Origin of the sequence: Paenibacillus sp. FSL M8-0142 (assembly GCF_038597315.1) — a bacterium.
GTDB classification, from domain to species: domain Bacteria; phylum Bacillota; class Bacilli; order Paenibacillales; family Paenibacillaceae; genus Paenibacillus_AQ; species Paenibacillus_AQ lactis.
The window spans coordinates 2,656,036-2,676,606 of record NZ_CP152008.1 but is presented as its reverse complement, the minus strand read 5'-3'; the positions used below and the strand labels follow the sequence as shown (position 1 = coordinate 2,676,606).

17 protein-coding genes and 1 riboswitch are annotated in these 20,571 nt (G+C 54.0%); of the genes, 3 read left to right on the top strand and 14 right to left on the bottom strand.

Translation table 11 applies throughout. The features are described 5' to 3' along the window. Nucleotides 1-40 precede the first annotated feature (40 nt). The 8 genes from NSQ46_RS12670 to NSQ46_RS12635 form a co-directional block, all read right to left on the bottom strand. Nucleotides 41-2,872: a beta-galactosidase gene (locus NSQ46_RS12670; RefSeq protein WP_341342074.1), complete on the bottom strand. Its 2,832-nt coding sequence runs from the start codon at nucleotides 2,870-2,872 to the stop codon at nucleotides 41-43. A gap of 193 nt (nucleotides 2,873-3,065) precedes the next feature. Next, nucleotides 3,066-3,962 (bottom strand): carbohydrate ABC transporter permease, encoded by an 897-nt coding sequence (locus NSQ46_RS12665; RefSeq protein WP_051425248.1) that lies wholly within the window; start codon nucleotides 3,960-3,962, stop codon nucleotides 3,066-3,068. Further along, the gene (locus NSQ46_RS12660) at nucleotides 3,949-4,911 is read right to left on the bottom strand and encodes a sugar ABC transporter permease (RefSeq protein WP_007128460.1); all 963 of its coding nucleotides are present in this window, start codon (nucleotides 4,909-4,911) and stop codon (nucleotides 3,949-3,951) included. The genes NSQ46_RS12665 and NSQ46_RS12660 overlap by 14 nt, the downstream gene beginning before the upstream one ends. A 25-nt stretch (nucleotides 4,912-4,936) precedes the next feature. After that, nucleotides 4,937-6,226, bottom strand: coding sequence for a sugar ABC transporter substrate-binding protein (locus NSQ46_RS12655; protein ID WP_341342075.1), 1,290 nt, complete (start codon nucleotides 6,224-6,226; stop codon nucleotides 4,937-4,939). 223 nt (nucleotides 6,227-6,449) lie between these two features. Continuing rightward, nucleotides 6,450-7,475: a LacI family DNA-binding transcriptional regulator gene (locus NSQ46_RS12650; protein WP_007128462.1), complete on the bottom strand. Its 1,026-nt coding sequence runs from the start codon at nucleotides 7,473-7,475 to the stop codon at nucleotides 6,450-6,452. A gap of 349 nt (nucleotides 7,476-7,824) precedes the next feature. Beyond that, nucleotides 7,825-8,358 carry a hypothetical protein gene (locus tag NSQ46_RS12645; protein ID WP_007128463.1) on the bottom strand — a complete coding sequence of 178 codons (534 nt, stop codon included), beginning with the start codon at nucleotides 8,356-8,358 and terminating at the stop codon, nucleotides 7,825-7,827. A gap of 38 nt (nucleotides 8,359-8,396) precedes the next feature. After that, the gene (locus NSQ46_RS12640) at nucleotides 8,397-9,875 is read right to left on the bottom strand and encodes an amidase family protein (protein WP_341342076.1); all 1,479 of its coding nucleotides are present in this window, start codon (nucleotides 9,873-9,875) and stop codon (nucleotides 8,397-8,399) included. A gap of 383 nt (nucleotides 9,876-10,258) precedes the next feature. Further along, nucleotides 10,259-10,672 carry a DUF4183 domain-containing protein gene (locus NSQ46_RS12635; protein ID WP_007128465.1) on the bottom strand — a complete coding sequence of 138 codons (414 nt, stop codon included), beginning with the start codon at nucleotides 10,670-10,672 and terminating at the stop codon, nucleotides 10,259-10,261. A gap of 646 nt (nucleotides 10,673-11,318) precedes the next feature. Here NSQ46_RS12635 and NSQ46_RS12630 point away from each other — a divergent pair. After that, a complete protein-coding gene (locus NSQ46_RS12630; RefSeq protein WP_341342077.1) occupies nucleotides 11,319-11,684 on the top strand; it encodes a DUF4183 domain-containing protein in 366 nt (121 codons plus the stop codon). A gap of 93 nt (nucleotides 11,685-11,777) precedes the next feature. On the opposite strand, the gene fucU is transcribed toward NSQ46_RS12630, so the two are convergent. The 4 genes from fucU to NSQ46_RS12610 form a co-directional block, all read right to left on the bottom strand. Then, nucleotides 11,778-12,209 (bottom strand): L-fucose mutarotase, encoded by a 432-nt coding sequence (fucU, locus tag NSQ46_RS12625; RefSeq protein ID WP_341342078.1) that lies wholly within the window; start codon nucleotides 12,207-12,209, stop codon nucleotides 11,778-11,780. A gap of 74 nt (nucleotides 12,210-12,283) precedes the next feature. Then, on the bottom strand, nucleotides 12,284-13,798 hold the full coding sequence (locus NSQ46_RS12620; RefSeq protein WP_341342079.1) for a rhamnulokinase family protein: 1,515 nt from the start codon (nucleotides 13,796-13,798) through the stop codon (nucleotides 12,284-12,286). A 62-nt stretch (nucleotides 13,799-13,860) separates the two neighbouring features. Then, nucleotides 13,861-14,520 carry a class II aldolase/adducin family protein gene (locus NSQ46_RS12615; protein ID WP_341342080.1) on the bottom strand — a complete coding sequence of 220 codons (660 nt, stop codon included), beginning with the start codon at nucleotides 14,518-14,520 and terminating at the stop codon, nucleotides 13,861-13,863. Nucleotides 14,521-14,549: 29 nt separating this feature from the next. Further along, nucleotides 14,550-16,343, bottom strand: coding sequence for an L-fucose isomerase (locus NSQ46_RS12610; protein WP_007128471.1), 1,794 nt, complete (start codon nucleotides 16,341-16,343; stop codon nucleotides 14,550-14,552). Nucleotides 16,344-16,544: 201 nt separating this feature from the next. Between NSQ46_RS12610 and NSQ46_RS12605 the strand changes: the two genes are divergently transcribed. Continuing rightward, the gene (locus NSQ46_RS12605) at nucleotides 16,545-17,411 is read left to right on the top strand and encodes an AraC family transcriptional regulator (RefSeq protein ID WP_007128472.1); all 867 of its coding nucleotides are present in this window, start codon (nucleotides 16,545-16,547) and stop codon (nucleotides 17,409-17,411) included. A 219-nt stretch (nucleotides 17,412-17,630) separates the two neighbouring features. On the opposite strand, the gene NSQ46_RS12600 is transcribed toward NSQ46_RS12605, so the two are convergent. Continuing rightward, on the bottom strand, nucleotides 17,631-18,020 hold the full coding sequence (locus tag NSQ46_RS12600) for a 2Fe-2S iron-sulfur cluster-binding protein (protein WP_007128473.1): 390 nt from the start codon (nucleotides 18,018-18,020) through the stop codon (nucleotides 17,631-17,633). Nucleotides 18,021-18,254: 234 nt separating this feature from the next. Between NSQ46_RS12600 and NSQ46_RS12595 the strand changes: the two genes are divergently transcribed. Continuing rightward, nucleotides 18,255-19,514: a stalk domain-containing protein gene (locus tag NSQ46_RS12595; RefSeq protein ID WP_251537639.1), complete on the top strand. Its 1,260-nt coding sequence runs from the start codon at nucleotides 18,255-18,257 to the stop codon at nucleotides 19,512-19,514. Nucleotides 19,515-19,856: 342 nt separating this feature from the next. Here the strand turns inward: NSQ46_RS12595 and NSQ46_RS12590 are convergent, their stop codons facing one another. Beyond that, complete coding sequence (locus NSQ46_RS12590; protein ID WP_007128475.1) at nucleotides 19,857-20,333, bottom strand: C40 family peptidase; 477 nt, start codon at nucleotides 20,331-20,333, stop codon at nucleotides 19,857-19,859. A gap of 3 nt (nucleotides 20,334-20,336) precedes the next feature. Next, nucleotides 20,337-20,470: riboswitch (cyclic di-AMP (ydaO/yuaA leader) on the bottom strand. Nucleotides 20,471-20,571 lie beyond the last annotated feature (101 nt).

Genomic DNA, 20,571 nt, shown 5'->3' with positions numbered 1-20,571 from the left:
AAAGAGCTTACCCAGCCAGATGGATGCTAGCTCTGCCCTCCTATGATTGGACCGGGAAGAATTCCAGCAGCCGGAGGATCCCGTCGCTCTCCCTTTCCACGGCTTCCGCATATATAGCAAGCCGATTCTCCGCTCCCTTGGCAAACCAGCTTCCCGGAAGCAAAAACGATGTCTGGTCCCCGCCGGAAAATACGGGCCGTTCCGAGGAATCCGGGGTCCACAGCCGTCCGACAACCCGGCCGTTAAAGAACACCGTCAGCTTCAGGTTTTTTCCGTCTACACGCACACGCCATCCGCGGCCATGATTGGAATCCGGCACCACTGCATGCAGCCATGACGTCCCGCCGGACCGCAAAGGATACGGGAGCAGGATGGTGGAAGCTTCCTTCATGGAGGCCATAGCATGCTCCCAGAAAGCTTGCTCTTCCCCCCCTGTCAACGTCCACTCCTCCGCGCGGGTTCCTTCATACAGCAGAATCTCGCCCGCTGAGGAAGCATAGTGGCGATTCACTTCGCAGGCGATGGTGAGCGATCGTTCTCCGGTATCCAACCGGAGGAAGGGATTGCGTGGATTGATCACCCCGTGCTCGCGCCCATTGATATATACCTTGACCGTGCACTGGAGATCGCGGAAATGCAGGATGGCTGCATCGGCATCCTCGGATATTGCAATCGTTTTGCGGTACCAGCCTCGTGCATGAACCGCAGTATCCATCCATGCGCCCCAGCCGATGACCGTCCACGAAGCATCGTCGGTCCCTTCTGCAAATGCCCGATCTCCCTTCTCCGCTTCTGACAATAGAGCATCCGTGCTTTCGGCCTTGAACCTCCAGTTGTCGGTTAGCCTGCGAATTCGGCGGACAGCCGTCACTCCCTTGATCCCTTTCGTGCTATGAAGTCGGATGGAAGGAAGGCGGTTGTCGTCGAAATTGGTATGCCCCCAAATTTCCGCGCGAACGGTCAGCGCAAGCGGATCCTGACCGGTCCATTTTCCCGGCAAATAGCATATGCCTCCCGCCGGCACATGCGTTCCTTCATAACGTCCGATTACATAAACCGACACAATGTCGCTCGCTTCCTCCAGCATCAAACCGCAGTACCCGTCTCCCGTCGGAGCCGCCAACACGGCTTCATACCAGCCAAATCCCCTGTAGATCCCGTAATACTCCAGATGGTCCGGCGCTTTTCCGAGAACGGTGGTCTGATCGAACAAAGGTGCATCGGGTGGCAGCTCCGAAGCAGTCCAAGCGATGTCGACGGGAGCTGCAGCAGGCTGCAGCCAAGCGATCCTATCCTCCAGCAGCAGCCGGCCTTGCCTGATTCCGGTGAGTCGAAGCGCTTCATCTCTGGTACACACCGCTACGAATAATCGACGGCCATCCTCATAGGTCAGGCAAGCAACGCGGCTGCCGTCCTGATGCATGAATCGCAAGCGGCAGCCGTCGTTCATCATGTCGACTTCAGAGCCATCGCTAGTGACCTCCACTTTCGAGCCTCGCTCAAACCGGAAACAAACTTCCGTTTGATGATCGCTTTGGAAGATCATGTATCGTTCCGATGTCGTTTGGTCCAAGGTCACCCATACCAGCTCGGCATTGGCATATTCGAGCACGCCGCTGTATCCCCATGTTTCCATTGGGACGCCCAGCGGGAAGAACGGGCATTCGCGGGCACCGATCCGAAACGGCAAAGTGTGCCGGAGGGAACCGGTGTCGAAGGATACCGTTGCTTCCGCTTCCACACCGGTCAAGTTGGCCAAAGCAAACACGATGCCGCCTTGGGGAAAACGAATAACGTGCGGCCCGGCAAGTACGCCGGGTTGAATCCCGGAGGTGCGTATCTCTTGCGCAGTTGCTTCATCCGGTGTTCCTGACGCCAATCCGGTGCCGTAGGTCGATATGAGGCGTCCCAGCATCCGCCCTTCATGGATTTCGGGGCGGAGATGCCCCTCGGGGGATATCATGCCGCCGAAATCATAATCCGAGGTCAGCATTGCCAGCGGATCGCCCCAGTTATTGGCCGCATTGGTGAATCCAAAGTCGGTGCCCGATACCTGCAAATACGGACCCAACAGCTTCGCGCCGCTAACGAGCAGGCGTCGGAGCAAGTAATGGGATCGATTCGTTTCGGTCGCGAGCAGCGGAAACCCCAACTTGCTGAGCCGCTGCTGATACGCCCTCACCTTCTCCTCAAAATCCGGCTGCACATCGTCCGGATAAAAATTACAGGTCGGAACGATGCCTTCCGCATAGCCGGAGGCGCGAAAAAGGTCGCCCTGACCGGCGCAGGCGATCAGCGGCACGCCGATGCCTTCTGCCCGAGCCAAATCCCGCAATGCCGACATATACCCTTTCGGATCTTCGCAAGCATAGAAGTCCAGCTCGTTATCCAGCTGTACGCAGATCACCGTTCCCTCCCGGCCATACTCATACCGCCTCAGGATGGGCATGATCCGGCCGTACCATTTCGCCGTTTCGGCCAAGAACTGAGGATCGTTGTCCCGCAGCTTCATCCCGCTTCGCGTGAACAGGTAAGCGGGCAATGCCCCTCCGTCCCATTCCGAGCAGATATACGGACCCGGCCGGGCGATTACGTACAGCCCTTCTTCCGCTGCCATTCGCAGGAAAGCCCCGGCATCCTTGTCCTCTTCAAACTCCCATTGACCCGGTTCGGGTTCGTGAAAATTCCAGGGGAAATACACATCGATCGCATGGTAGCCCGCCTCTCTTACCTTCCTCATCCGATCGAGCCATTCCGCCCGCGGCAGCCGGAAATAAAACAAGGATGCGCTTAGGAGGACAACCGCTTGGCCGTCAATATAGATTCCCTCTTTGCTTAATTCGATCCGTGGTATCGTCTCCGTGTGTTTCATATTGCCTCCATTTCTCATGAAGCCTCTGCGGCATCTTCGGTACCCGCCATTGCCTGATCCGAGTTGCCGCAAAGGGCTGTTATTCCTCGCTGTTATTCTTTGGTCTTCGTTCTTGGTTCTTGGTTCTTCGTTCTTCGTTCTTCGTTCTTCGTTCTTGGTTCTTCGTTCTACGTTCCACACGAACACATCGTTCTCAACCCTTAAGCGCTCCGCCGATCTTAATGCCGCTCATGAAATATTTCTGGCCGAAGGCGAAGAGCAGAAGGCTCGGAAGCAGCGTAACCAACGACGCGGCGAACATCAGCCCGTAATCGGTCAGCCCCTGCCGGCCTGCATTCAGATTGTAAATGCCCATCTGAAGCGTATATTTCTCCGGGGTACTCAAGTAAATCAAAGGCCCCATAAAATCGTTCCAGTTGCTGTTAATCGTCCAAATGCCGATGGTGACGAGAATCGGCAGGCACATCGGCATAATGATCCGGACCAGGATTCCGAAGGAATTCGCGCCGTCGATCTTCGCCGACTCATCCAGCTCTTTCGGGATGGTCAGCATGAATTGGCGCAGCAGAAAGATGTTAATCGCCGCCGCAAAATAGTTCGGAACGATGAGCGGCAGGTATGTGTCGATCCAGCTGAGCTCTTTGTAGATCAAATATTGCGGTATCATCGTCACCTGGCCAGGAATCATCATCGTCGACAGGACGAGGATGAACAACGGGCCGTTCAGCCGGTGCCGGAATCGGGCGAAACCGTAAGCCACCAGCACGGAGGATGCCAATTGGCCGATCAAGGCAAATGCTACGATAATCAGCGTATTTTTGACGTAAATCCAGAACGGGAACACGCTGAACAGCCGTACATAAGTATCCCATTGAAAATCCGAAGGGATCCAGCGAATCGGAACCGTGAATATTTCCCCGGGAGGCTTCAGCGAACCTGAGATGGTCCATATCAAAGGCAGCAGGAATAATATCGCTCCCATCGTGAGGACCGCATATCGCAGCATCAGCCGTACATCACGCATGAGCTTCGTGCTCTGCCGGCGGACCGGAGTGCCTTTTTCCGTTGCGGCCGCGTTATTTCGACTCATAATAGACCCACCTTCTTGAAAAATACAGGTTCACCAAGGTCACGAGCATAATCATGATGAATATGACCCAGGCGATCGCCGAAGCGTACCCCATCTTATAGAACCGGAATGCGTTGTCGAACAGAACGACCATCAGGCTGTCTGTCCATGTCTTGGAAGATCCCGGCATGATGACGGGCTCCATGAAAATTTGGAATGAACCGATAATGCCCATGGTAAGCTGGAAAAAGATCGCCGGCGTGATCAGCGGAACCGTAATGCGCCAAAACCGCTGGAACCGGTTGGCTCCGTCGATTTCGCCCGCCTCGAGCAAATCTTTCGGAACCGAGGCAAGCGCCGGCAGCCAGATCATCATGCTGCCCCCGACGCCCCATAAACCGACCAGCAATACGGCCGGCTTGGCCCAGTGCGGATCCTGGGACCAGCCGGGACCCTGTATGCCGAACCAGCCGAGCATCGCATTGATCAGCCCGGGATTCATGCCGTCGCCCGTTCCCGGCGAGAGCAGGTAAGTCCAGAGCTTCAAAACCGCGACTCCGCCGAATACGGCAGGCAAATAAAAGACGATGCGATAGAAGTTAATGCCGCGGATCGGTTTGGACAACAGCACGGACACCGCTAGTCCCAGAATGATCGTCAGCGGAACACCGATCAGCGCATAATACAGCGTATTGTTGAGGTCTTTCCAGAAGTATGTTTTGTCTTGCGAGAGCTGCACATAGTTATCGATCCCGACGAACTTCGGCGGCGAGAGGACGTCCCATTGCATGAAGCTGAGAATGAACGAGGAAAGGAACGGAAACGCCGTAAACGCCACAAACCCGATGATCCAGGGAGATGTATACAACCAGAAATTTCTCGATTCCCGTTTAGCTAGCGAGCGTGCCCGCCGCGTCTTGACCATGATGCTTCCCTCCAAATCATTGGTTTTATGAAGGAAGCGGGGCATCCCCCGCCCTCCTTCGGCACGTTCGCTACTGTTCAAGCTGCTTGGCTTCTTCAAGCAATCGGTCAACTTCGATTTTCATCTCGGCCAAAGCATCGTCCACGCTTCGTTGTTCATTAAAGATCTGCCCAAGGTACGTATCGGCGGCCCGGTTGATCTCATCCCATTTGACGGTTGCCTGTGGAGCGAAGGCCCGCTGGGCGGAGGTCAGCTGGGATTTGAAGTTTGCCGGGGGGTTGTCGCCGATATTCAGGTAAGCATCGGATTCCGCCACCGATTTCAGCGGCGGAATTTCGCCGTGCTCCGCAGCCAGGATCTTCTGTCCAGTCTCGCCGGTCCAGAATTTAACGACTTCCCATGCCGCCTCCTTGTTCTTGGACAGCTTAGGAATAGCGAACGCGTTGGAGAACAGTGGGGATGCTTCCTTTGCTCCCTTCGGCACAGGTGCGATATCCCAGTCGAAGTCTTTGATGTTGGCCTGGCTGCTGAGAATATGCCACGGTCCGTCAATGATCATGCCGACCTTTCCGCTGGTCCACATATCAACGCCCTGCAGCAGCTGACTCGCCTGGGGTGCTATGTTATCCTTCCATATCATGTCTTGAATCGTTTGGATCGCTTTCTTCGCTTCCGGCGAATCGAGCGTAAATTGCGTGCGGTCTTCGCTGAGCAGACTGCCTCCGTAAGAATAAACCCAGGTTTGGTAGCTTGCCCACCACGATCCGACGCCACCGAGGCCAAAGATGCTGTTTTTAGGATCGGTGATCGTTTTCGCAGCGGCATAAAAATCGTCCCAAGTCCACTCGTCCGACGGGTATTGCAGTCCATGCTGATCGAACAGGTTTTTGTTGTAAAGCAATATCATGGTTCCCATCCGCATCGGCATTGCCATTACTTTGTCTTGGTAGCTGTATGCACGGATGGCGGCATCGTAATAATCGGAGGTATCGATGCCGTCTCGTTCAAGATAAGGGGTAAGATCTTCCAATGTCCCCTTTGAAGCATAGCTGTAGAAGGATTCGGCAAGCTGAACGACATCATAAGGATTGCCCGCAGCCATCGTTGCCAGCTGCTTCTGTTCATATCCGTCGCTCGGGATTTGGATCAGGTTCACCTTGATTTCGGGATGCACCTTCTTGAATTCTTCGTAGATTTTCTCCATTCGCGCTTTATCGAAGTCCCCTCCCCAATAGGAGAAGCTGACTTCCGCCGCCTTGCCCGCCTCCCCGCCGGAATCTGCCCCTCCTCCGGTGTCTGCGCTTCCCCCGCAGCCTGCTGAAATCATCATTGCGGTCACCAACAACATTGCCAACAACATACGCCAAGACTTCTTCATCACCCAATAACCCCTCCGATCGCAATTTGACTTTCACCCGAGTAATGAAACCCATTTCATGAAACGGGTTTCATTACAGTCCAAAAAAGAAAGCGGTCAGCATCCGCCGTGTCCTCACTTGATTGTAAGGGCTTTCTTTTTCCACATTTTATTCGATGCCTTATCGGGTGTCAACTCATTTTTGCGAATGGAAGGACGGATTCGGTCAACGCAAACTCCGAGTGCTGTTCCGTACGATCAGCTCAGGCTCGATGACGGTTAGCATCCTAACCTTTTCCTTGAGAATCATTTTGTGCAGCACTTGCACGCCGGTACCGCCGAGCAGATCCATGCGCTGGGAAACGGTTGTCAATTCAGGATAGATTGCCGACGCGAGCGGAATGTCATCGAATCCGACGATCGATACCTCGTCAGGGACCGAAACGCCTGCCTTCATGGCTGCCTTCAACGCCCCGACGGCCGTGAGATCGTTCACGCAGAATACGGCTGTCGGCCGTTCCCGCCGCGCAAGAATCTTCTCCATCGAGCTCTCTCCCGATGCCATTGAATAATCCCCGTAAAGAACGTTCTCCTTCGCGGTCTCCAAACCGTTCTTCTTCATCACGCGCCGAAAAGCCCGTACCTTCTGTGCCGTTGTCGTCATTTCTTCGTTCCCTGCAATGAAAGCTATGCTTCGATGTCCGGCATCAATAAGAAATTGGGTCGCCAGCTCCGCGCCCTTGGCTTCATTCAGAATGACACGATGAAGCGAGGTGCCCGGAAGATTGCCGTTAATGAGCACCGTCGGAATGCGCGATGCCGTCTCAACGACCTCTTCGGCCAGCTCCGGATCGCACTTGGACAAATTAATGCGTCCACCCAGAAATAAAATTCCGTCTACCTGTTTCTCCCGCAGCATATGCAAATACTGCGACTCTTTCCGAGTGTCGCCCAGCGTATCGCACAGAAAAAACGTGTAGCCCATCTCACTGGCCGCCCGATCGATGCCGCTGAATACTTCCGGAAAGAAAGGGTTTGTGATATCGGGCATGATGACGCCGATCGTCCCTGTTTCTTTCTTCAGTAAGCTTCGGGCCAGGGCGTTCGGCTGGAACTGATATTTATGGATGATCTGCATGATCTTGGAACGCGTGCTTTCTTTGACAGGCGCCGTGTTATTCAGCACTCTCGAGACCGTGGCGGCAGAGACCTTAGCCTCCTTGGCTATATCGTAGATCGTCACTTGCTTCATGCACACGCACCCTACCTTTACGATGTCGTTTCATTTAAATGTATCAAATAAAGCACGAAATGGAAATGCTTTTACGCTAACACGTGCTTTGCCATTGACCTGCAATTGTCGATTCAGGAAGGTATTTCCGTTTTTTTGAGACCACTTAAGCAAACGTCTGCAGACTAGAGGGCATATTTTTATAGACATGATGATGCTCTTTGGCCCTTGAATATCGCGTCCTTCCGATTGGCGATCTGAGCTCTATTTCTGAAAAAGATTCCGGATCAATCACCGAACAAGCCTTTCCCATAGCGGAAAAGGCTTGTTCTAAGCGTATACCTTTTGTTCTAACCCGATTCTTTCGGGATTAAGACTCGCTGTCCGTCTCCAGGACCTCCCACCGGTGGCGGAACTTCTCCAGCCTCGGATGCGGATGTCTCGGTTCAGACACAAGTAACAGTCTCAGCCGGACGATCCATTCCTCAAATGAAGAATAGGATGCGAACGCATTGGCAATCTCGGGGGTCATCAGCACGAAATGAGGACCGCCGTACTTTTCGACCAGATGCCGCAGAGCCGTATCTATCGGCGTATATTTTTTTCGTTTCGCTTCGAAAGACTCTACGACGACGGAGGAAGCGCCGCTCTCATCCAGCCATTCCTGCAGCCCCTGCTCCCTCTTGTAAAATGGGCTGACCTGGACCTTGAACATCCGCTTCATCGTCTCCTCATGCAGCGGATACAGAACCAGCTTCGAAAATGCTCTCTTCTGTTTCGTCTGAACCGCCCGCTCCACAAGCTCCTGCACCTGCTCGAAGGGATCATAGAAGATCAACGTTCCCTTTGTCGCCGGAGTGGGCGGTTCATAACCAAACGGGACATATTCCGTTTTTCGCGGCATTGCATTGCACCTCTTTTCCACCTTTGTATGACGGATTCCTAAAGCGCGGGAGGCACCCTGTGGCGTGTGGCCTGCTCAAAGGCATAGGCAAGCTTGATTAATTGGGGTTCGCTAAATGCCGTGCCAACAAACGTGATTCCCTGCGGCCCTTTTGTAATGTATCCTCCCGGAGCAATGATGCCTCGCTGCGCATAACCGCCGGGAACGGTTATCGACGGATAGCCTGCGCGGGCAGCCAGATCCGCCCCAAACTCATTACCCAGAAACAACAAGGCATCCAGCTTGTGCTCCTTCAAGGCATGGTCAATCCCATTGGTCCCGGCCATTTCCTTGTTCTTCCTTAGGCTCTTCAGGTAGTCCGTTTCCGTCAGCGTACCGCTTGTTTCATTTGCCCAGATCAGCGTATCCTGTCCATACTTCAGTGCTGTTTCGGCATGCGTTTCATTAAATGCGATCACTTCCGCCAGTGAATGCACCGGCTGCTCTGGGCCCAGCGTGGCCAAATAATCATTCACATATTTCTTGAACTCGTATCGCAGCACATTCGCATCCCAGTGAGTCCCTTGGCAAGGAAGATTCACGGGATCGACGATTTCCGCACCCAGTTCGCGCAGCACCCGGATCGCCGACTCGACTATGTCTATTCTGTCCGAATCGAGATGCTTATAGTAGTATCTTGGTATACCGATCCTCGCATGTCTCGCTCCGTCAATGACAAGCGCATCCGTATAATCCGGTCGGTGCTGCCGTGGATCGATCTTCGTGGCGCCGTCGCGCTCATCCCTTCCGACAATGGCGCCAAGGAGGATGGCCGCATCCGTGACCGTTTTAGCCATAGGTCCGGCCGTGTCTTGGGTGTTGGTTATCGGAATGATGCCGCTCCGGCTTACAAGTCCAATCGTCGGCTTGATTCCCACGAGGCTGTTCTGGCTGGACGGGCTGATAATCGAACCTGATGTTTCCGTTCCGATCGCTGCAGCAGCTAAATTGGCTGCGACGGCAGCAGCGGAGCCCGAGCTCGATCCGCCAACAAACAGCTCGCCGGGACCGTATGGATTTAGCGTCAGCCCGTTCCTTGCGCTATACCCCGCCCACATCGTCGGCGACATAAAATTTGCCCATTCGGTCATATTCGCTTTTCCCAACAGAACGGCGCCGGCCTCCCGCAGCCTCGCCGCAATGAAGGCATCGTCTTTCGCAAAAGATTCCGCCAGTGCGAGCGAACCGGCACTTGTATGCATCCGGTCCCCTGTATCGATATTGTCCTTCAGAATAATCGGAATCCCGTGAAGAGGCCCTCTAGCCCCCTTCTCACGCCGCTCTTGGTCCAGCTTCCGTGCAATTGCCAGCGCATCGGGATTCACCTCGATTATGGAGCGGAGCCGACCGTCATGCCGGCCGATCCGGTCCAAATACAGTTCAACGAGCTCGAATGAAGTGATCAAGCCTTCATCCATCGCCCGCTGCATATCGGATATGGTTGCTTCCACAACCCAGTTTTCTTTGTCCAAAGACATCCAAAGTCCCCCTCGTTCTGTACTCCACTTACCGCAGCCGGGGATTAACGCTTCATGCTATGGCCTCCAATCGGTTCATATCCATAGAGAATTCGCTGTATTTGGTGAAATACCTTTTTATTTCTTGCGCAGCCGCTGCCTGATGGCCTTCTGGATGGAGGCAACCAGTACCGTTTGTTCGTAATAACAAGAGTCAGTCGAAAAAATCATATCTTGATAGCTGGGTGTTGAACAACGCTTGAGCGCAGGCGAGGTGCATTGCTTCCTGGCGTTATTCATCCCTGTGGTTCCGCGCAAAGAAATTAGGCGATATGTATCTGAATCCACAAACAACGGGGGAGCTCCCGACCGATCCGCTAGGAGCTCCCCATCCGCTGTCTTCGTTACATGATGATCGTTATCGTTGGCGCAGAAATCGTTGGCTGCGTCGTAATCGCGGATGCCGTATTAGTAAAGCTCGCGATCTCAAGCAGTACCGGAATCCCTTCGGGGACATCCGTGGCATCGAGCACCAAATCCGCTGTCGACAGCGTAAAGAGGGAGCTTTGCTGCAGCATGCCGTTGATATACACATTGACATATTCCGTCCCCGTCAGAGCTGGAAAAGCCGTGATCGCAGCCCCTGCATCATCAACAAAGCTCGTCGCCGGCATCGTGGTCGCAGCCGCTCCGATCATGGCTGCCGTTACCACCGCGAAATAGCGAGAGACAACGGGCGTGACCGTCGTCGTAACGACGCCTCCCGTTGCCACCGGGGGCGTAGCGATCGCCGTAATGACCGGTTTAATAACAGGCATAACATCCTCCTCCTCTCAGGTCTATGAAATTCGTCATAGACTAGCAGCAATAGCTGCTATCTTATTAGATGCTATTTTCATAGATTTTGATTCCGGCATCCCACCATTTTCTGTCGAAGCGTCTCTAACGATCATTCGGATTTGCAAGCGTCTACCCATTACTAGACAATCGTCCATTCCCAAAATGACATTCGCACATATACTGCATCAATGAAAGAGTGGAGGTGATATTCTGAAGAGGTCCCTTCAACTGTATAAAAAGCGCTGCCGCGATAAAGGACACCCTTACAGGGGCGAGAGACGCCGCCACCGAAGAACGGGCGTCCGGAAATGCCGAAGGAAATGTGCCGCGGGGAGGGTCTGCCCGCCTCAGAATATCGTTATCCCTCCTGTACAACAAGGATCTCGAGGGCCTCAGGAAGTCCATGGCGGGCACGGGTTACCGGGAGCTGAAGGACCGGGAGGCGCACCCGGACTGCAGGGACCCGAGGTACCTGCCGGAGTACCGGGTCCAGCCGGACCTCCTGGCGAACAAGGGCATGCGGGCAATCCGGGACCTCTAGGGCCTCAGGGGCCGCCTGGACCACCAGCCCCCGCTGGTCTTCCTGGTCCGCCAGGCTTGCAAGGTCCCCCGGGGCCGCAAGGCTTGCAAGGAGCTCCCGGACCTCAGGGCCCGCGAGGCGAACCGGGTGAGGTCATCCTCCCGGGTGTCGTGGTGACGCCTGACGTCATGCGCTATTTTTATACAACCGACGCCTTGGTCGCACTCGACCCGCCGCTGATCATCCCGGCGAACCAGTTTACGGACGATAACGGTAATGCCGTTTCCGATATCATGGAGATAACGCCAAGCGGTTATTCAAACCTGTACATTAACGGCATGATGCAGGAGGGCCGAATCTTTAGCGTTACTCCCGAAGCGCTGACACTCTATTCCCCTGGCGACGTTCTCCTCGAGGGGACGCCGGTTATCCTTCAGGTCTTTCAATTTAATGCCCAAGTGGTCGTATAATGCTTAATTGATGGTTCAAGAGACCGCTGTTTATAAAAAGTCCGCCCAAGCAAACCTTGGGCGGACTTAGCATTGCATTGTGTCACCAAGGGTTTACTCCCCGATGACGCCTTTTTTTAGAATAATATTGGCGTACAGCGCCTTCTCTCCTGTCGAGACGATGGCGTACGCTTGCTTCGCCCGCTCGTAGAAAGCCGAGCGCTCCATTTCTTCAACTTCTACCTTAGCGTGATGAAACTTGGAGATGATGCTCCGGTATTCATCCCAAATCGGGGTCTGGACGGGATCGCCGGGAGTAACCGCCATAAGTGCCGCCGGGGATGCTACATACGTATCCAGCGGGAACAGCGGCAGGATCGCCTGCAGCAGCTCCGGAATCCCGTGACCGTCCGCCCGGACCAAACGCCGGGCATGGCTGGCTGCCGGGAAATTGCCATCACCGAATACGATTTCATCGCCGTGGCCCATTTCCATCAGAATTTTCAACAGCTCGGGTGATATCAGATTGGATATTCCTTTTAACATAGACAACCCCCTGATCTATTCGGATTTCCCCAAGATTCGGTACAGCACGGCAGTTTGCGGCTCGATCCCGCGAATTAACCGCTGACCTGGCGTTCCCGGGTAGCCGCTTGGTATTTGGAGAACATCGCATTCCATTCGGAATCCGCTTCCGGATCGTACACCGCAAGCGGGAACGAACGTTTGACGAGCTCGATTCCTTCCTCCCGGCTTGCCAAGGCTCCGTTCGCGATGAATTGCACGAGCATATTGCCGATCGCGCTTGCTTCGACCGGACCGGCCCATACGGTTCTTCCCAGCGCATTTGCCGTGAACCGGCAGAGCAGCTCGTTCTGAATCCCACCGCCGACCATATGCAAGCCTTCATATCGAGTCCCGGTCAAACGCTCCATGCTCTCCAGCACTTCGCGGTACCGGAAGGCAAGGCTTTCAAGAATGCAGCGAACCATCGCTCCCGTGCTCTCCGGCACAGGCTGCCCCGTTTCCCTGCAATACGTCTGGATTTCCGAAATCATATCCGCCGGATTCATAAAGCGAAGATCGTCCGGCTGGATAAAGCTGCGAAACGCCTCCTCCTCCTCCGCCAACCGGACCAAATCGCCGTACCCATAGTCCAGGCCTTGCTGATCCCACTGCCGCTTGCATTCCTGGAGGATCCACAATCCCATAATGTTCTTCAGCAGCTGAAAGGTATCGAAGGCTCCGCCTTCATTCGAGAAGTCCTCCTTCAATACGTCCGGGTGGAGCAGCGGTTCCTTCATCTCGGTTCCCAGAAGCGACCATGTGCCGCACACGAGATAGGCAAAAGACGATGAGCTTGCCGGAACGGCTACGACGGCGGATTCCGTATCATGCGATGCCACCGCGATCGCCCGGATCGGCGGAACGCCGAGCTCCTTCGCGGTTGAACCGGACAGATTGCCGATCCACGTGCCCGGCTCCACCGGTTCGATGAACATGGAAGGATTGAGCCCGAGCTCTTCAATGAGCGGTTCGTTCCACTTCCGCTGCCGTACATGATACAGCTGCGTCGTGGTGGCCATCGTAAATTCACATGCCTTCACGCCTGTCAAAAAATAATTGATCAGATCCGGCGTCAGCAGCAGGGCATCCGCGATATCCAGCATCGGAGAGCTTGCCTTCCGCATGGCGTTCAATTGGAAGATCGTGTTAAACGGCATAAACTGAAGACCGCTCTCCTGAAACAACCGCTCCCGGCCGACTTGGCTGCAGGTTTCCTCCACCATGCCTTCCGTCCTCGGATCCCGGTAATGATAGGGAATCCCGATTAGCTCCCCGTTACGGTCAATCAGCCCATAATCGACGCCCCACGAATCAATCCCGTAGCTGACCGGGGCATAGCCGGCTTGAAAGGCTTTGCGAATGCCGTTCTTTACCTCCTGCAGCAGCATGGGGGTGTTCCAGTGCATATGCTCTCCGAACTGCACGGGGACATTGGCGAAACGGTGGATCTCCGTAATTTTTAGAATCCCCTGCGAGCCGCCGTCCGGGGAGACGGCGATCTCCCCTAGCAGCGCCCGGCCGCTGCTAGCCCCCATATCGAACGCCAGCACGGCAGATGAATGGCTCATATGATTTCACCTCTTCCCACAAAAATGCTCAAGCACGAAACAGGCTGCTATGAATGTTTAGATTATTTCATTTTCTGAAGCAGCTGAATCCGGTAGTCCTCGCTCTCCAGCGCCGCGATGTCATCGACCTCCTGGTCCGTCAGCGGCACCGGTTGACCGGCAGCCTTGGCGCTCAAGTAAATTTTGGCGCTTTCCTCGACCACCTGTGTCCGGTAGTAAGCCTCGCGCAAATTTCTCCCTGTAGTTACTAGGCCATGGTTGCCGAGCAGGATCGAGCTGGCCTCCGTCACCTTGGCCGCAACCGCTTCGGCGAGTAAATCCGTTGTCGGAATAATATAGGGCACATAAGCGGTCCGGCCCACGAGAGCGGCCTGATCCGGAAACATGACCGGCAGCTCCTTCTCGATTAACGTAAAGGCGATGCAGTGGGACGGATGGGTATGCACCATCGCTCCGATATCCGGGTTGCTGCGGTAGCCATACAAGTGCATTAGCACCTCGGAGGACGGTCTCAACCCGATATCCGTGATCTCACCTGTCGGTATATGAATCTCGATCCATTGCTCCGGCTCGATTTCCTCCAGCGCGAAGCCGCTCGGGGACAGGTACATCATCTCCCCCGACTTAGCGCTGATATTCCCGCCGGGTCCGACGACTAGGCCGTTGTCCACGATTTTTTTCGCATATTTACACAGCTGCTGCCGTGTCTCCATATTTTGCATGGTCTCGTCTCCTCTCCCTGGAATGCTTTTTACTTATACAGCGGACCGAAGTTCTGACAAGCGCGGAAGTCGGCGCTTTCCGGATCGGCTGTGCCGAATAAGCCCCAAGCACGCGGGCGGAATACCTGCTCAGCCGGTACATTATGCATGTTGACCGGTATGCGGAGCACCGAAGCCAGCGTGATCAGGTCGGCTCCGATATGGCCGTAGCTGATCACCCCGTGATTGGCTCCCCACTGATTCATGACTTCGTACACGCTTGTGAACGCGCCTTCGCCCGTAATATTCGGAACAAACCAGGTGGTCGGCCATGTCGGATCCGTACGCTTATCGAGCGTATCATGAACCTCGGCCGGCAAGTCCACCGAATATCCCTCCGCGATCTGCAGCACCGGCCCTATGCCCTTGACCAAATTCAGACGGAACATCGTCATCGGCATTCCGCCGCGTGTCAGATAGTCCGTGGAGAAGCCGCCGCCGCGGAAATACTCAAGGGAAGCAGGTCTGAACTGCGTTGCCTTCAGGGTCCGTTCCACTTCTTCGTCGGTAATCTCCCAGAACGGCTTCATGACCGGCTTTCCGTCCCGCTGCTGTTCACCTGTGCCGTCAAGCGCCGCGGAGCCAGAGTTGATCAAATGCAGAATGCCGCCCGCTGCTTTCCCTTCAAGCTTGTAGCCGGTCACCCGTTCAACCGAAGCCGGGCTCCAGTATGTCCGTACGTCCGCGAAAATCTGAGCCGTATTGGTAAGCAGATAACCGAACAGCATGCCGACCCCGTTCAAGCTGTCATTTTCCGTCGCCACAATATACGGCGAACGCTTGCCGTTCCAGTCGAAGGAGGAGTTCAGAATGGTTTCAAGGAAGTCCCCGTTCGGGAAGTGATCGGTCCATTGACGCTGCCCCTGGAAGCCTGATGCGATCGCATGATGTCCTTGTGCTTCCTCCTCGAAGCCCAGCTCCGCAAGGCGTGGATTACCGATCATTAGATCGCGCGTAATCAGCGTCATTTTTACGACCGTTTCCCACTCGTAGTCCTTGCGTTCACGGGACGTCTGAAGCTTCTGCGGGTTGTTGTCCGGTCCTTCGACGCAATTCTCCTTCACCCACGCAAGCGCCAGCTTGTACTCCTCAGGGTCGTAGATTTCCTCTTCCAACCGGCGGGTAAATTCACTCATATCGACATACTCATTCCGCATGCCGAGGTATTCCTGGAAGAAGCTGTCGTCCACAATCGAGCCGGCGATCCCCATCGACACTGAGCCCATGGACAGATACGCTTGGCCGCGCATGATGGCAGCAGCCAGCCCGCTACGTGCAAAACGCAGCAGCTTCTCCTGCACGTCATCCGGAATCCGGGCGTCTCCTTCATCCTGCACATCCTCGCCGTAAATACCGAATGCAGGCAATCCTTTTTGAGCATGAGCGGACAGCACCGCTGCCAGATAGACCGCACCTGGACGGCCCGTGCCGTTAAAGCCCCAGACCGCCTTCGGTCTGGAAGGATCCGTATCCATCGTTTCCGTTCCGTAGCACCAGCAAGGCGTCACCGTGATCGTAAGACCGACATCGGCATGCTTGAATTTTTTCTCGGCTGCCGCCGCCTCGGCCACTCCGCCGATACAGGTATCGGCAATGACGCATTCCACCGGCTCGCCGTTCGGATAATGGAGCTGCTCCGACAGCAGCGCCGCAACCGCCTTGGCCAGGTTCATCGTCTGCTCCTCGAGGGATTCCCGCACGCCTCTTCGCCGCCCGTCGATCGTCGGCCGGATTCCGATCTTCGGAAATCCGTCTCTCCATCTGTAATCGTTTTCAATCGTCATAATGCCACGCCTCCCAAATCATTGATTATATCCACATTGTAAATAGATTCGATATGCGGGATAACCCACTATATTGCTTTGTTGCCATGGATATTCAGCAAAACAGTGAACCGCCGGCCTTGAACTGAAAACGATTTCGAGATAACGCAATTATGCAGTATAATAATGACAGGAAGTTTCGCTTTGGGGAGGGACAACGACGTGCCGAAGATTGAAATATCACACAGCAGAAGCGATCAATTCCGATTCAAGAAAAATCCACAGCTGCTCTTTGCCGGACAGGTCGTGGATGAAGACTTCTTTTACGGTCCGCCGCAGATCCATGATTTTTGCGAAATTTTGTATGTCGTGGAAGGCCGCGGCGAATTCAGGATCGCGGGCAAGGTGTACGAACTCCGGAAAGGAGATGTGGCCATCTACAATCCGGGTGTGCCGCATGAGGAGAAGTCGGCAGGAAGCAGTCCCTTTAAAGTCATCTATTGCGGAGTCGATTCCCTGCATATCGAGGGCGTTCCTCAGGGAATGCTGCTGCCTCCGTACGTGGAGCCGGTTATTTCATGCGAGAAGTACGCATACAAGGTAGAGAGCTATCTTTCGGACATCATTCGAGAATGCGATTCTCAAATTCTTGGCTATGAAACGCTGAGCACGAATTTGCTTATGTCGCTGATTACGGTCATTTACCGGATTATCGACGTAAAGCACCAATTCCAGGCGTTGAAAGGAAAGCATGAAATTGCGCTGAGAACCAAGCAATTCATTGATGCCAACTACACCCAGAGCATCAGTCTGAAGGACATCGCCGACACGCTGTATGTCAGTCAGCACTATTTATCCCATCTATTCAAAAAGGAGCTCGGCGATTCGCCCTTCAACTACTTAATCTCCAAGCGGATTGAAGAAGCGAAGCGTCTGCTGTCGGATTCCGATGCCCCCGTGCACGAGATTGCGTCGCAGGTCGGATATGGGAATGATAAGTATTTCTCCATGCTGTTCAAAAAAATAACCGGGCAGACGCCATCCTCCTATCGGGAAAGTCAGCGGCGGCAAGCCCAGTTGACGGAATAACGCCGGCAGGCAGCCGCTAAGATGCGGCTGCCTGCTTGACGTTTATGCGGCGAATGCGGCCGCCAAGCGCAATCCCGTGACGAGGATTGCCGGCTTCCCCCGCCGACAACGGACTCGTGCCGAGGCACGAATGGTCCTTGTAAGCGAGTCTCGAGCAATCATTAAAATTTATTAGACGAGGGACGGTCACTTTTGAACCCAAAAGGTACAAATATTCTACTAAAAATAAGGGGCATGCTTAATCTTGATCGGGCCGACCGATTCGATCCGGCTTTGGCAGCCAAGCCGGTACCCTTCCTCGAGCTCTTCGGGGTCCAGCCTCTGTTCCTCCGCCTGATTCGGTGACGACAAATGCTGGACACCAACGCTTACATGGCATCGGCAGCGTGCGCACGTGCCTCTTTTGCAAAAAGAGTTCCAATCCACATCGTTCCGCTCGGCCAGATCCAGCACCGTCATCCCAAGCACGGGAGCAACGCTCTTGTGAACCTCCCGACCGGAAAGCTCGATGAGCTTGTCGGGAACAGCCTCCTCCAGCTCCTGTCCACCGGATGCAGACGGATGACCGGCCGAATGGCTATTCTTTTTACTCCTCCAGAATTTAAACACGATATATCCTCCTAAAATGCCTGGAACTATTCACTCCATTTACGCTTACCATTATACTCGAAAGCCGGGCTATTCTCACACCGTCTATACGCAGACATCATTTGAAAACCGCTCTATTTATTTATTTTGTATTCTACCAATATTTTGCTATACTATCATTGCTGTAAACCGTTTCATAGATTCATTTATCTTTCATAGAATGTGGGGGAGATTATTATCGGATACTCAAAACGATTGGGAAAGCTGGCCGCCGCCTCCCTGCTCTCTTTGTCGCTGCTCGGAACCGCGGCTGATCATCATCCAGCCCATGCGGCACCAACCATTTCCGTTCTGTTGGATGATGTTCCGCTTGCGTTCGATGCGGCTCCGCGAATTGAGAAAGGCGTAACCTACGTGCCTTTCCGGGCTGTGGGCGAGGCACTGGGCATCGACATCAAATGGAACAGCAAGACCCAAACCGTGCAGGCGGTAAAGACCGGCAACGATAACACAACCGAGGTTCAGCTCAGAGTCGGCAGCACCACCGCCGTGGTGAATAAGAAGAACGTCAAGCTGCCCGCAGCGCCGATCATGCGCGAAGGACGCGTGCTGATTCCGCTCAGCTCGTTCAGCAGCCAATTCGGGGCTTCCGTAAGGTGGAATCAGGCAACGCGCACCGTATCGCTCAAATCACCAAAAAGCAAAATGCATCTGCGGGCCTTCTATGCCATTGAATCCTTCAAGGAGCGGGATATTATTCAATGGATGAATTCCGTCGCCTTTGGCTGGAGCCGAATTGACCGTAACGGCGAATTCACCCTTCAAGGGGTTGAATACCGCATGCCGGAAGCCGCCGGAGACATTACGCCCCAGACACTTGTGGCCGATGCGGAAGGACAGGGCATTAAGCCCTATTTGATGGTATATGCACTGGACGGTAACGGCGAACTGACAAAAATGATGAGCGACGCCTCACTGCGGATGAAATCGATCGACGGGATTACCGCCGCCGTTACGGACAATGGGTTCGGCGGGGTCGTGCTGGATTTCGAAGGATTGGGCTTCAAGCTGGATGCCGCCTCCCAGCAGAAGCTGCTGAACCAATACGTGAAGGACCTTAGAGCTGCCTTGCCGAAAGGGACTGCCCTGTCCTTGGCCGTACCTCCGTTAAACAGCGCCTATAAAGGCTATGATTACAAAACGCTTGCATCGATTGCCGACGATCTAATTATCATGGCATACCAGTATCACCCGGTTGGCACCAAAGACCGGAAGCCGGAACCGAACACGCAAGTGCAGCAGGCTATTCAGCTTGCACTTGATGCCGGAGCCCCTAAGGACAAGCTTCTGCTTGGAATTAGCCTGGGCAGCGAAACGGAGAACTCCATCGACGACAAGCTTGGTCTGGCCAAGCGCTATCAGCTGAAAGGTGCGGCATTGTGGCGGCTCGGTATATTCAGAGTCTACGGTGATGATATCGAAGGCGCCATGAACGAAGCGGTGATCAAAGAGTGATCCGTAATAAAGGTTGAAGCGTGGATGAGTCCATCCTTCCGATCATCACTACACAGGCTGCCGGTCGTTATGGACCTGCAGCCTGTTCGCTTGTTCAATGCTTCCGTGATAACCGAGCATCTCTGACAGCCATTGAAACGACACAGGCTATGAATTAGCCGATGCCAATCTTCCACATGACCGGCACAAAAAAAAGATGACCTCTGTCGTATACAGAGGTCATCATCAAGACTTATGTATGTATTCGGTGCAATCACTGAAAATCGATCATAGAATTCCTTACCAGGACTTACAAGACGATCATTGTGCAGAGAGCTGGATCAAGATCAAAGATGAGCTGATCTAGCTAACACTTCCTACCAGCTTCGCATATTCCTCTTGGCTTAACACCCGGCGTGCGGTAACATAACGTGGCTTATAGTAAGAGTCGCTAAGCTTGCTGATTCGAACACCCTTGCTGCTTGAAGCATGTGCGAATTGCCCGTCTCCAATATAAACGCCAGCATGTGAAATTCCCTTGCCGTTCGTGTTGAAGAATACCAGATCACCGACACGCAGCTCTTCCTGGTCTACATGCACGCCTACTTGGGCTTGTCCTTGGGAAGTGCGCGGAAGGTCAAGATCAAAGTTACGGAACATATACAGAATAAATCCGGAGCAATCAAATCCGCTTGTGGTTGTTCCGCCCCACTTGTACGGTGTTCCTACTAACTGCTTCACTTGCTGCTGAAAGTTAGGCTGCTGATCGGCAAACGCTGTCACGGCACCGGAAGAAAAAATGATTGCGGATCCTAGCAAAGAAATGACCAATTTCTTCAAAATATATTCTCTCCTTCGATGCCTACGGAGTTAGCTAAGGGTTCGGCTGAAGGTCACCTATATTCCCTCTACTACAAGAATAATTCACCCAGGACGGTTCCCCCGTTTTCTCTAGCGAAATTCGGCAAAATTCATTAACATTTTGTAACCCTTTCTTAATATAGTATACAAGCTAGCAAACTGTCAATAATATCCGATAAATCTATCGTTTTTTAGATATCGCCGTCGAATCGAAAGA

Bases quoted from the DNA above. Each gene is read 5' to 3' on its own strand.
- NSQ46_RS12670 (WP_341342074.1), bottom strand. From the start codon at position 2,872: ATGAAACACACGGAGACGATACCACGGATCGAATTAAGCAAAGAGGGA.
- NSQ46_RS12665 (WP_051425248.1), bottom strand. From the start codon at position 3,962: ATGAGTCGAAATAACGCGGCCGCAACGGAAAAAGGCACTCCGGTCCGC.
- NSQ46_RS12660 (WP_007128460.1), bottom strand. From the start codon at position 4,911: ATGCCCCGCTTCCTTCATAAAACCAATGATTTGGAGGGAAGCATCATG.
- NSQ46_RS12655 (WP_341342075.1), bottom strand. From the start codon at position 6,226: ATGTTGTTGGCAATGTTGTTGGTGACCGCAATGATGATTTCAGCAGGC.
- NSQ46_RS12650 (WP_007128462.1), bottom strand. From the start codon at position 7,475: ATGAAGCAAGTGACGATCTACGATATAGCCAAGGAGGCTAAGGTCTCT.
- NSQ46_RS12645 (WP_007128463.1), bottom strand. From the start codon at position 8,358: ATGCCGCGAAAAACGGAATATGTCCCGTTTGGTTATGAACCGCCCACT.
- NSQ46_RS12640 (WP_341342076.1), bottom strand. From the start codon at position 9,875: ATGTCTTTGGACAAAGAAAACTGGGTTGTGGAAGCAACCATATCCGAT.
- NSQ46_RS12635 (WP_007128465.1), bottom strand. From the start codon at position 10,672: ATGCCTGTTATTAAACCGGTCATTACGGCGATCGCTACGCCCCCGGTG.
- fucU (WP_341342078.1), bottom strand. From the start codon at position 12,209: ATGTTAAAAGGAATATCCAATCTGATATCACCCGAGCTGTTGAAAATT.
- NSQ46_RS12620 (WP_341342079.1), bottom strand. From the start codon at position 13,798: ATGAGCCATTCATCTGCCGTGCTGGCGTTCGATATGGGGGCTAGCAGC.
- NSQ46_RS12615 (WP_341342080.1), bottom strand. From the start codon at position 14,520: ATGCAAAATATGGAGACACGGCAGCAGCTGTGTAAATATGCGAAAAAA.
- NSQ46_RS12610 (WP_007128471.1), bottom strand. From the start codon at position 16,343: ATGACGATTGAAAACGATTACAGATGGAGAGACGGATTTCCGAAGATC.